General features: G+C 72.9%; 1 protein-coding gene. It reads left to right on the forward strand.

Going from position 1 to position 12,423, the window contains the following annotated elements:
* Positions 1–27 precede the first annotated feature (27 nt).
* Positions 28–12,246: a type I polyketide synthase gene (locus tag SNOUR_RS47630; protein WP_067357078.1), complete on the forward strand. Its 12,219-nt coding sequence runs from the start codon at positions 28–30 to the stop codon at positions 12,244–12,246.
* Positions 12,247–12,423 lie beyond the last annotated feature (177 nt).

Consider the following 12,423-nt stretch of genomic DNA (forward strand, 5'->3'; position numbering starts at 1 on the left):
CTGCATTTACACGGAAGGTTCCACGTCATGCCGAACGACAAGAAGCTCGTCGACTACCTCAAGTGGGTCACGAACGACTTGCACCAGACGCGCCAACGACTGCGGGAGGCCGAGTCCGCCAAGCAGGAGCCGATAGCCATCGTCGGCATGTCCTGCCGGCTGCCGGGCGGAGTGCGGTCGCCGGAAGAGCTCTGGCAGTTGCTGGACGACGGTCGCGACGGCATCTCGGCATTCCCCACGGACCGTGGTTGGAACCTCGACATCCTCAGCGGTGAGGGCGGCGGCAGCAGCGCCACCGCCGAAGGTGGCTTCGTCGACGCCGCCTCGTTCGACGCGGGCTTCTTCGGCATCTCACCCCGTGAAGCCGTGGCGATGGACCCGCAGCAGCGGCTGCTGCTGGAGACCTCCTGGGAAGCGCTGGAACGTGCCGGCATCGATCCGGTGTCCCTGCGGGGCAGCCGGACCGGCGTCTTCGTGGGCACCAGCGGCGTCGACTACATCAACGCCGTGCTGAACTCCCGCGAGGACATCGAGGGCCACGGCAGCACCGGGCTCGCGGGCAGCATCCTGTCGGGACGGCTCTCGTACAGCTTCGGCCTGGAGGGCCCGGCCCTCACCGTCGACACCGCGTGCTCCTCCTCGCTCGTCTCGCTCCATCTGGCGGCCCACGCCCTGCGCAGCGGTGAGTGCACGCTCGCCCTGGCCGGTGGCGTGACGGTGATGTCGACCCCGATGAGCTTCGCCGGATTCACCCGGCAGGGCGGGCTGGCGTCGAACGGCCGGTGCAAGGCGTTCTCCGACGACGCCGACGGCACCGGCTGGTCCGAGGGCGTCGGCATCGTCGTCGTGGAGCGCCTCTCCGACGCCCGCCGCAACGGACACCAGATCCTCGCCGTCGTCCGCGGCTCTGCCGTCAACCAGGACGGCGCCTCCAACGGCCTGATGGCACCCAACGGCCCGTCCCAGCAGCGGGTGATCCAGCAGGCCCTGACGAACGCCGGGCTCGCGCCCTCGGACGTGGACGCCGTCGAGGCGCACGGCACCGGCACCACCTTGGGCGACCCGATCGAGGCCCAGGCACTGCTCGCCGCCTACGGCCAGGACCGCGACCCCGAACGCCCGCTGTACCTCGGCTCGGTGAAGTCCAACCTCGGCCACACCCAGGCCGCGGCCGGCGCGGCGGGACTCATCAAGATGGTCCTCGCGCTGCGGCACGGCGTCCTGCCGAAGACGCTGTACGCCGACGTGCCGTCGTCGCACGTGGACTGGGAGTCCGGGGCGGTGGAGCTGCTGACGGAGTCCCGTGCGTGGCCCGCGGCCGACCGGCCGTGGCGGGCGGGCGTGTCGTCGTTCGGCATCAGCGGCACCAACGCCCACGTCATCCTGGAGCAGGCACCGCGCGCCGAGGAACCCGGGGAGCCGGCCGAGAACGACGCCCAGGGCGCTTTGCACACCGCTGCGGAGCTTGCGCCGACGGTCGTGCCGTGGCTGGTGTCGGGCAGGTCCGAGGAAGCACTGGCCGCGCAGCGCGCGCAGATCGCCGCGCTGACCGGCCCGTCCCCGATCGACCTGGGATTCTCGCTGGCGACCACCCGGGCGCACTTGGAGCACCGGGCGGTACTGCTGTCCGAGGGCGACGAGACCGTGGAGGTGGCACGCGGCTTCGCCCAGGACACGGCCGGGAAGACGGCGGTGCTGTTCTCGGGGCAGGGTGCGCAGCGGGTGGGGATGGGCCGGGAGCTGTACGGCCGGTTCCCGGCCTTCGCCGAGGCACTGGACGCGGTGCTGGCGCAGTTCGACGGTGAACTGCGGGAACTGCGTGCGGTGATGTTCGGTGACGCGGAGGGTCTGGACGAGACGGGGTTCACGCAGCCGGCGTTGTTCGCCGTCGAGGTGGCGTTGTTCCGGTTGGTGGAGTCCTGGGGGATCCGTCCGGACTTCGTGGCGGGGCATTCGATCGGTGAGATCGCGGCGGCGCACGTGTCCGGGGTGTTGTCGCTGGACGACGCGTGCGTGCTGGTGGCGGCGCGGGCGCGGTTGATGCAGGCGCTGCCTGCGGGCGGTGCGATGGTGGCTGTCCAGGCCGCCGCGGACGAGGTGCGTCCGCGGCTGGCCGACGGGGTGTCGATCGCGGCGGTCAACGGCCCCGAGTCGGTGGTGCTCGCCGGCGAAGAGGCCCCGGTGCTCCGGGTGGCCGGGGAGCTGGCGGCCCAGGGACGCAAGACGCAGCGCCTGTCGGTGAGCCATGCCTTCCACTCGGCGTTGATGGAACCGATGCTGGAGGACTTCCGGCAGGTCGTCGAGGGGCTGTCGTTCAAGGCACCGGAGATTCCCCTGGTGTCCAACGTGACCGGGGAGCTCGCCTCCCAGGAGCTGGTGTGTTCGCCTGGTTACTGGGTGCGGCATGTGCGGGAGACGGTGCGCTTCGCGGACGGGGTCCGTGCGCTCGAGGCCGAAGGTGCCTCGGTTTTCCTGGAGTTGGGTCCCGACGGTGTGCTGACGGCGATGGCGCAGCATGGTGCGGACGAGGCCGCGGTGTTCGTCAGCGCGTTGCGCAAGGACCGTCCGGAGGAGTCGGCGCTGGTGACGGCGTTGGCGCGGTTGCACGTCGCGGGTGTGGGGGTGGACTGGGCGGCGTGGTTCGCGGGCACGGGCGCCCGCCGTGTGGAGCTGCCGACCTACCCCTTCCAGCACGAGCGGTACTGGCCCCGGCCCGCCGCGCTCTCCGGGGACGTCAGCGGCGCCGGGCTCCTCCCGGCCGAACACCCGCTGCTGGGCGTGACCCTCACTCTCGCCGACTCCGGCGAGGTGGTCTTCACCGGCCGGCTGTCGCTGCAGACGTACCCGTGGCTGGCCGACCACGAGATGGGCGGCCGGGTCCTCTTCCCGGCCACCGGCTTCCTGGAGCTGGCCATGCGCGCCGGTGACCAGGTCGGCTGCGACCGGGTCGAGGAGTTCGTCCTGCTCGCACCCCTGACGCTCACGGAGGACGGCGCCGCGCAGGTCCAGGTGCTGGTGGGCGCCCCCGACGAGGCGGGTGCCCGGACGATCTCGGTGCACTCGCGCGTTGACGCACCCGCCGAAGGGCCCGCCGAGCAGCCGTGGGTCCAGCATGCCCACGGCACCCTGACCGGCGGTGAGCGGATCGCGGAGTTCGGTTCCGCGGTCTGGCCGCCGCAGGACGCCGTTGTCGTGGATCTGGCGGGTTTCTATGACGGGACCGGGTACGGCCCGGCCTTCCAGGGACTGCGCGCGGCCTGGCGCCGCGGCGACGAGCTCTTCGTCGAGGCCGCGCTGCCGGCCCAGGTGGCCGAGGAGGCCGGTTCCTTCGGCATCCACCCGGCGCTGCTGGACGCGGTGCTCCAGTCCCGCCAGATGGCCGGGGTCGGCAGCGAGCGGGACCTCCTCCTGCCGTTCGCCTGGCGGGGTGTGTCGCTGCACGCCGGGGGAGCGGCGGTGCTGCGGGCCCGGGTGGTGAGGACCGGGGACGATTCGGTGTCCATCGCGGCCGTCGATGTCGAGGGCGCGCCCGTACTGTCCGCCGAGGCACTCGTCCTCCGCGGCCAACTGGCCGACGCGGCGGCCCCGTTGACGGCACAACGCCGTGCGGAATTCGACGCGTTGCTGTCGCTGGACTGGGTGGCGGCGCCCGAGGTGCGGCCCGCCGACGTCCGGTGTGTGTCCCTGGGCGCCGACGCGTTGGGTGTGGGCGCCTCGGTCGCGTCCCTGGCCGATCTGACCGGTGACGAGGACCTCGTGCTGGTCCCCGTGCTCGGTGGTACGGACGTTGACGGTGCCGATGACGTGCCCGCCGTGGCACACGCGCTCACGTCCCGGGTCCTGGGCCTGCTCCAGGAGTGGGCGGAGCGCGAGGAGTCGGCTGCCGCGCGGCTGGTGTTCGTCACGCGGGGCGCGGTCTCCGCCGTCGAGGGCGAGTCCGTACGGGATGTGGCCGCGGGTGCGGTGTGGGGTCTGGTGCGCTCGGCGCAGTCGGAGAACCCGGGCCGGATCGTGCTGTTGGATCTCGAAGACGGCCGGGACGGCGAGGACGGCCAGGGTGGGGACGTCGCCGGGGTGCTTGCGGCCCTGCCGGGGCTGTTGGCCACCGAGGACGCCCAGTTCGTGGTGCGTGACGGTGTCGTCCGGGTGGCGCGGCTGGCTCAGCTCGGCGGTGGTGCCGGGCTGTTGCCGCCCGCGGAGGTTGCCTGGCGGCTGGACAGCACGGCCAAGGGCAGCCTCGACAAGCTGGTCCTCGCGCCCTGCCCGGAGGTCCTGGAGCCTCTCGGCGCGGGCCAGGTCCGCATCCGGGTCCAGGCCGCCGGCGTCAACTTCCGTGATGTCCTGGACGCCCTGGGCATGTATCCGGGCGAGGCCGGGCCGTTGGGTGCCGAGGCCGCCGGTGTGGTGACCGAGACCGGGCCCGGCGTGCGCGGGCTGCACCCGGGCGACCGCGTGATGGGCATGGTCTTCGGCGGCTTCGGCCCGGAGGCCGTCGCCGACGAGCGGCTGCTGACCCGCGTCCCCGAGGACTGGTCGGCCGCCCGGGCCGCCTCCGTACCGCTGGTCTTCCTGACCGCGTACTACGCCTTGAAGGATCTGGCGGATCTGCGGCCGGGGCAGTCGATCCTCGTGCACGCCGGTGCCGGTGGTGTGGGCATGGCGGCGATCCAGCTTGCCCGGCATCTGGGGGCCGAGGTGTTCGCCACGGCCAGCGAGGGCAAGTGGGACACCCTGCGCGAGCTGGGCGTCGCGGACGACCACATCGCCTCGTCCCGTACGACGGACTTCGAGGAGCGGTTCCGGGCGGTCACCGGTGGCCGCGGTGTGGACGTCGTCCTCAACGCGCTGGCGGGCGAGTTCGTCGACGCCTCCCTGCGGTTGACCGCCCCGGGCGGCCACTTCCTGGAGATGGGCCAGACCGACATCCGTGACCCCCGGTCCGCCACCGGAGCGCACTACCGCGCCTTCGACCTCGCGGAAGCGGGCCCGGAGCGCACCCGGGAAATGCTCGACGCCTTGACGGAGTTGTTCGGGCAGGGGGCGTTGCGGACGCTGCCGGTGACGACGTGGGACGTGCGGCGGGCGCCGGAGGCGTTCCGGTTCATGAGCCGGGCGCAGCACATCGGGAAGATCGTGCTGACGATGCCGCGGTCCTGGGACCCGGACGGGACCGTGCTGATCACCGGTGGCACGGGTGCGTTGGGCGGTGAGCTGGCCCGGCACCTGGTGGCCGAGCGCGGTGTACGGCATCTGCTGCTGGCCAGCCGCGGTGGCCCGGAGGCACCTGGTGCGGACGTGCTGCGGACGGAACTTGCCGGGCACGGTGCCGAGGTGACCTTCCTGGCATGTGACGTGGCCGACCGGGAGGCCGTGGCAGCGGCGGTGGGCGCGGTGCCCGCCGCGCACCCGCTGACCGCCGTGATCCACACCGCCGGCATCCTCGACGGTGACGAGCTGGCGTCGTCGACGCCCGAGCGGCTGTCGGTCGTCCTGCGGCCGAAGGTGGACGCGGCCTGGCACCTGCACGAGGCCACCGAGCACCTCGACCTCGCCGCGTTCGTGCTGTACTCGTCCGTCTCGGGCGTCGTAGGGAGCACCGGCCACGGCGGCTACGCCGCGGGCAATGCCTTCCTCGACGCGCTGGCCCGGCACCGCACGGCGCAGGGCCTGCCCGCCCAGTCCCTCGCCTGGGGCGCCTGGGCACGGCAGGACGGGATCACCCGGGCGTCCTCCGCCACGGCACCGGAGCGGATCGCGTCCCTGGGCGTGCCGCCGCTGTCGGTCGAGCGGGGACTGGCGCTGTTCGACGCCGCCACCGCGACCGACGAGGCGCACCTCGTCCCGCTCGGCACCCTGGCCACCGGCGCCCGTGGCCGAGGCGCCGTGCCTCCGGTGCTGCGGGGTCTGATCAAGGGCGGCCGCCGTACGGCGGCGATCTCCGCCGGCGGCACCGAGGCGGCCGCGCGACTGACCCGGCGGCTGACGGAGCTGACCGCGGACGAGCGGAGCGCCTTCACCCTCGATCTCGTACGGACCGAGGCCGCCGCCGTGCTCGGGCACACCTCGGCCAAGGCGATCGACGTCCGGCGGGACTTCCACGACCTGGGCTTCGACTCGCTGACCGCCGTCGAACTCCGCAACCGGCTGTCCACGGCCACCGGCCTGCGTCTGCCCGCCACCCTCGTCTTCGACTACCCCAACCCCACCGCACTCGCCGGCCACCTCATCGCCGAACTCCTCGACGAGCACGGTGCGGCCCACGCCCCGGCCGCGATCCGCACGGTGTCCGCCGACGATCCGGTCGTCATCGTCGGCATGGCCTGCCGGCTGCCCGGCGGCGTGCGGTCCCCGGAGGACCTGTGGCGCCTCGTCGTCGACGGGCGCGACGGCATCTCCGCCTATCCGACGGACCGCGGCTGGGACCTGGAGACCCTGCTGGGCGGCGCGGAGGGCGACCAGGGTCGCAGTTCCGCGTCCAGGGGCGGCTTCCTGGACGGCCTCGCCGACTTCGACGCCCCCTTCTTCGGCATCTCCCCCCGCGAGGCCATGGCGATGGACCCGCAGCAGCGGCTCATGCTGGAGTCCTCCTGGGAGGCCGTCGAGCGGGCCGGCATCGACCCGGTGTCGCTGCGGGGCACCGAGACCGGCGTCTTCGTCGGCACCAGCGGCGCCGACTACGGCAGCATCCTGATGAACTCCAGCGAGGACGTCGAGGCGCACGCCAGCACCGGGCTCGCCAGCAGCGTCCTGTCCGGCCGGATCTCCTACACGTTCGGCCTGGAGGGCCCGGCCCTCACCGTCGACACCGCGTGCTCCTCCTCGCTCGTCTCGCTGCACCTCGCGGCCCACGCCCTGCGCAACGGCGAGTGCTCGCTCGCCCTCGCCGGTGGTGTGACGCTGCTGTCCACACCGATGAGCATCGCCGGATTCAGCCGGCAGGGCGCGCTGGCGTCGGACGGCCACTGCAAGGCATTCTCCGACGACGCCGACGGCACCAGCTGGGCCGAGGGCGTGGGCGTGGTCGTCCTGGAGCGGTTGTCCGACGCCCGCCGCAACGGCCACGAGGTCCTCGCCGTCGTGCGTGGCTCGGCCATGAACCAGGACGGCGCCTCCAACGGCCTGACGGCTCCCAACGGACCGTCCCAGCAGCAGGTCATCCGCCAGGCCCTGACGCACGCCGGGCTCGCGCCCTCGGACGTGGACGCCGTCGAGGCGCACGGCACCGGTACCTCGCTCGGTGACCCGATCGAGGCCCAGGCGCTGCTCGCCACCTACGGCCAGGACCGGCCCGAGGGGCGGCCGCTGCTGCTGGGCTCGCTCAAGTCGAACATCGGCCACACCATGGCGGCAGCCGGTGTCTCCGGCGTCATCAAGATGGTCATGGCGCTGCGGAACGGCGTGTTGCCGCGCTCCCTCCACATCGGCACGCCCTCCTCGCACGTCGACTGGACGGCGGGGGACGTCGAACTCCTCACGGAGCAGAAGGACTGGCCCGACACCGGCCGCCCGCGCCGCGGCGCCGTCTCCTCGTTCGGCATGAGCGGCACCAACGCCCACGCCATCCTCGAACAGGCACCGGCCGGTGCCGACCGGACCGAGCGGGACACCCCGGCCGTCGAGCCGCAGGCGGTACCGTGGCTCGTTTCGGGCAAGGTCCCCGAGGCGCTGGCCGACGGGATCGCGCAGCTCCGGGACTGGGTCGGCGAGCGGCCGGAACTCGCACCGCTCGACGTGGGCTTCTCACTGGCCACCGGGCGGCCGGTCTTCGCGCACCGCGCGGTGCTGCTCGCCGGGGACGAGGTGGCGCGCGGCACGGCCGAGGACCGCACGCTGGCGATGATGTTCCCGGGCCAGGGTGGCCAGCGGGTCGGGATGGGGCGCGAGCTCGCCGCCCGCTTCCCGGTGTTCGCCGAGGCCCTGGACGCCGTACTGGCCCACTTCGACGACCGGGTGCGGGAGGTGATGCTCACCGACGCCGAACGACTGGACCAGACCGAGTTCACCCAGCCGGCCATGTTCGCCATCCAGGTCGCGCTGTTCCGGCTCGTCGAATCCTGGGGCGTCCGACCCGACTTCGTCGGCGGGCACTCGTTCGGTGAGATCGCCGCGGCGCACGTTTCCGGGGTCCTCTCGCTGGCGGACGCCTGCACCCTGGTGGCCACCCGCGGGCGGCTGATGAACACCCTCGAGGGCCAGGGCGCCATCATGGTGGCGATCCAGGCGAGCGAGACGGAGGCGACCGCGCGGCTCGTCGACGGTGTCTCGATCGCGGCGGTCAACGGACCGGAGTCCGTCGTCATCGCCGGCAACGGACCCGCCACGCAGCGCATCACCGAGGCATTCGCCGCCGAGGGCCGCAAGACACGGCAGGTGGCGGTGCAGGTCGCCGGCCACTGCCCGCTGATGGACCCGATCCTGGACGACTTCCGCCAGGTGGCCGAGGGCCTCACCTACCAGGAGCCGCGCATTCCCCTGGTGTCGACCGTGACCGGCGAGCGCGCCTCGGACGACCTGATGCGCTGCGCCGACTACTGGGTCCGCAACGTCCGTGAACCCGTCCGCTTCGCCGACGCGGTACGCACCCTGGCCGCCGAGGACGTCACGGCCTTCCTGGAGCTGGGCCTCGACGGGACACTGACCGGGATGGTCCCGCACAACGTGGACGGCACCGTCGTCGCCGTCAGCGCCCTGCGCAAGGACCGCCCCGAGGAGACGGCCCTGCTCACCACCCTGGCGCAGCTGCACGTCGCCGGAGTCGACGCGGACTGGGCCAGGATCTTCGACGGCACCGGTGCGCGACGGGTCGACCTGCCCACCTACCCGTTCCGCAGCCACCGCTACTGGCCGAAGCCGAGGGCACTGGGGGGCGACGTGACCTCCGCGGGCCTGGTGTCCACCGAGCACCCGCTGCTCGGCGCCGCGGTGCCACTGGCGGACGGCAGCGGCATCCTGTTCACCAGCCGTCTGTCGATGGAGACCCACCCCTGGCTCAAGGACCACGTGGTGGGCGGCACGGCCGTCTTCCCGGCCGCCGGCTTCGTCGAACTCGCCGTCCGGGCCGGCGACGAGTGCGACTGCGACCGCGTCGCCGAACTCGCCCTCGACGTACCGCTGGTGCTCGCCGACGGCGCGGCCTTGGTGCTCCAGGTATGGCTGGGCGCTCCCGACGAGGCGGGCGACCGGCAGATCCGGTTCTTCTCACGGCCCCAGGCCACACCGGACGCACCGTGGACCCGGCACGCCACCGGCACCCTCACCAGCGGCGAGCACACCGCGGACTTCGACACGTCCGTCTGGCCGCCCCGCGACGCCTCCGAAGTCGACGTGGACGGCCACTACGACGGGACGGAGTACGGCGCCGCCTTCCGCGGACTTCAGGCGGCCTGGGTCCGTGGCGACGACACGTTCGTCGAAGCCGAACTCCCGGAGGGCCTCGCCTCGGACGCCGCGTCCTTCGGCCTGCACCCCGCACTGTTCGAAGCGGCCCTGCACGCCACCGCCTTCAGCGGCGCGGGCGACGAGGAGCACCTTTCCTCCGCAGCCTCCTGGGAGGACGTGTCGCTGCACGCCGCCGGCGCCGCGGCGGTACGGGCCCGGATCACGAAGACCGGTACGGACTCCGTCAGCGTCACGGCGGTCGACGCCTCCGGGGACCCCGTGCTGTCGGCGCGTCACGTCACGCTGCGCCCCATGGCGGAAGCCCCCAAGCGGGCCGTCCGCAGCCAGCGGGACCGGCTGCTGCGCCTGGAGTGGATTCCCGCACCGTGCACGGAGGACGCGCCCGCTCTCCGGAGCACCGTCCTGGCGCCGCTGGGGACCGCGTCGCTCGCCGACATCACGGGCACCCCGGACCTGGTCATGGTTCCCGTTCCCCGCGCGCAGGACGGCTTCCCGGCGGCGGTGCACGAGCTGACGGTCCAGGCGCTGCTGCTGGTGCAGGAGTGGATCGCCGACAAGCGCTTCAGCACCTCACAGCTGGTGTTCCTGACGCGTGGTGCGGTGGACGGCGGCGACCCGGCCGGGGCCGCCCTGTGGGGCTTGGTGCGCTCGACGATCGCGGAACACCCCGGCCGCTTCGTCCTGGCCGACGTCGAGGAACTGGACGAGAACGGTGCCGGCGGCGACCTGACGGTGCTCACCGAGGCACTGCCCGGCCTGCTGCCCACCGGCGAGACCCAGTTCGTCGTGCGCGACAGGGCGGTGCTCATGGGGCGGCTGGCGTGGCTGCCCGACGATGCCGTGACACGGCCGTCGCAGTGGGACCCCGAGGGGACCGTACTGATCACCGGCGGCACCGGCGGCCTGGGCATCGAACTGGCCCGGTGGCTCGCCGCGAACGGCACCCGGCACCTGCTGCTGGTCAGCCGCAGCGGACCGAAGGCCGCGGGAGCGGACGAACTCATCGCGGAACTGCGGGGGTTGGGCGCGCTGCCGACCATCGCGGCCTGTGACACGGCGGACCCGGACGCGCTCGCCGCACTCCTGGCCGCCGTCCCGGCGGAGCACCCGCTGACCGCGGTCGTCCACCTCGCCGGTGTCCTCGACGACGGCGTGGTGACCGCGCTGACCCCGGAGCGCCTGACACCGGTCCTGCGCCCGAAGGTGGACGCCGCCTGGCATCTGCACGAGGCCACCAAGGACCTCGGCTTGGCCGGGTTCATCATGTTCTCCTCCGTCTCCGGCGTACTGGGCGCCCCGGGCGTGGCCAACTACGCTTCCGCGAACGCCTTCCTCGACGGCCTGGTCCGGCACCGCGCCGCCCTGGGCCTGCCGGGCCAGTCACTGGTATGGGGCCACTGGGACGGCGGCGGCATGGCCGAATCGCTGAACCAGGCCACCGTGGCGCGCATGCGGCTCAACGGCATGGCGCCGGTCTCCATCGAGGAGGGCATGGCACTGTTCGACCGCGCCCGGGACTTCACCGAGCCCGTGGTGATGGCGGTGGGCCTGATCCCCGGCGCCCGTGTGCCGCAGGGGGAGATCCCCCCGATGTTCCGCGGCCTGGTCCGCCACAGCAGGCGGACCGCCTCCAGTGCCACGAGCACGTCCGGCACTCCGGCCACCTTCGCCCAGCAACTGCTGGCGCTGCCGGAAGGGGAGCGCGTCGGCCACCTCGTCGACCTCGTCCGCGGCGAGGCCGCCCTCATCCTCGGCTACGCGTCCCCGGCGGAGATCGAGCCCGGCCGGGACTTCTACGAACTCGGTCTCGACTCGCTGACCTCGATCGAGCTGCGCAACCGGCTCGCCACGGCCACCGGCCTGCAACTGCCGGCGACCCTGGCCTTCGACACCAAGACCTCCGCAGACCTCGGAGCACGGCTGCGCAGCGAATTCGCCGCACAGCCCGGACTCGCCGGCTCCGAGTCCGCGGGGAGCCTGCTGCTGGCCGGACCGGAGCCCGACTCGCTGGAGCGGATGTTCCTCGACGCCATGGACAACGGCAAGTTCCCGGAGGCCAGGCTCATGCTGCGGGCCCTGACCGGCCTGCGCCAGACCTTCGAGAACACGGCCGAACTGGAGGACCTGCCGCTGCCGACCACGCTCGCCGAAGGCCCCGCCGAACCGCGGATGATCTGCGTCAGCACGCCGACCGCCAACGGCGGTGTCCACGAGTACGCCAGGTTCGCCGCACCCTTCCGGGGCGAACGGCACGTCAGCGCGGTGCCGCTGGTCGGCTTCGCCGCCGGGGAACGACTGCCGTCCACAGTGACGACCGCGGTCCGGACCATCGCGGAGAGCGCCCTGCGCGCGAGCGACGGCAACCCCTTCGTCCTGGTCGGGCACTCCTCCGGCGGTACGTACGCCTACGCCGCCGCCGGGCTGCTGGAGGCCACCTGGGGCATCAGGCCGGAAGCGGTGGTGCTGCTGGACTCGGTCAGCATCCGGCACGACGACAAGGAGGAGATCGACTACGACCGGTTGATGCACCGCAACTTCGTGGTCGACGAGGAGTCACCGGTGCGGATGACGAACTCCAGGCTGTCCGGCATGGGACGGTGGATGAACCTGCTCGGCCAACTCGAGGTGTCGCACACCACCGCGCCCGTCCTGGTCGTCCGCGCCACCGAGGAGTCCGTCGGCCTGGAGGCCGTCGCGGCGGCCGCGGCCGAGGAGACGCAGAGCAAGGCGTTCCCGACGGCCGAACTGCGCCGCGTGCCGGCCGACCACTTCTCCATGATGCGCGACGACGCCCCGGAGACCGCCCGGATCGTCAAGGAATGGCTGGCCTCGCTCGACGCGGAGTGACCCGGCCGTAGTACGCGGTGCCCCGGCGGGCGGCCACCAGGCCGCCCGCCGCGGCGCGTTCCCGCACCCATCGCCCCGCCGCACATCCGCGCACTCAACTACGGAAACCCGCAGTCCACCTTCTGGAAGATGGTGGGGATCCGGTCGGACGTGCGTGTCGACGCTCTGTTTTCCAAG

The organism is Streptomyces noursei ATCC 11455, from assembly GCF_001704275.1.
In the GTDB taxonomy this organism is placed as follows: Bacteria; Actinomycetota; Actinomycetes; order Streptomycetales; family Streptomycetaceae; genus Streptomyces; species Streptomyces noursei.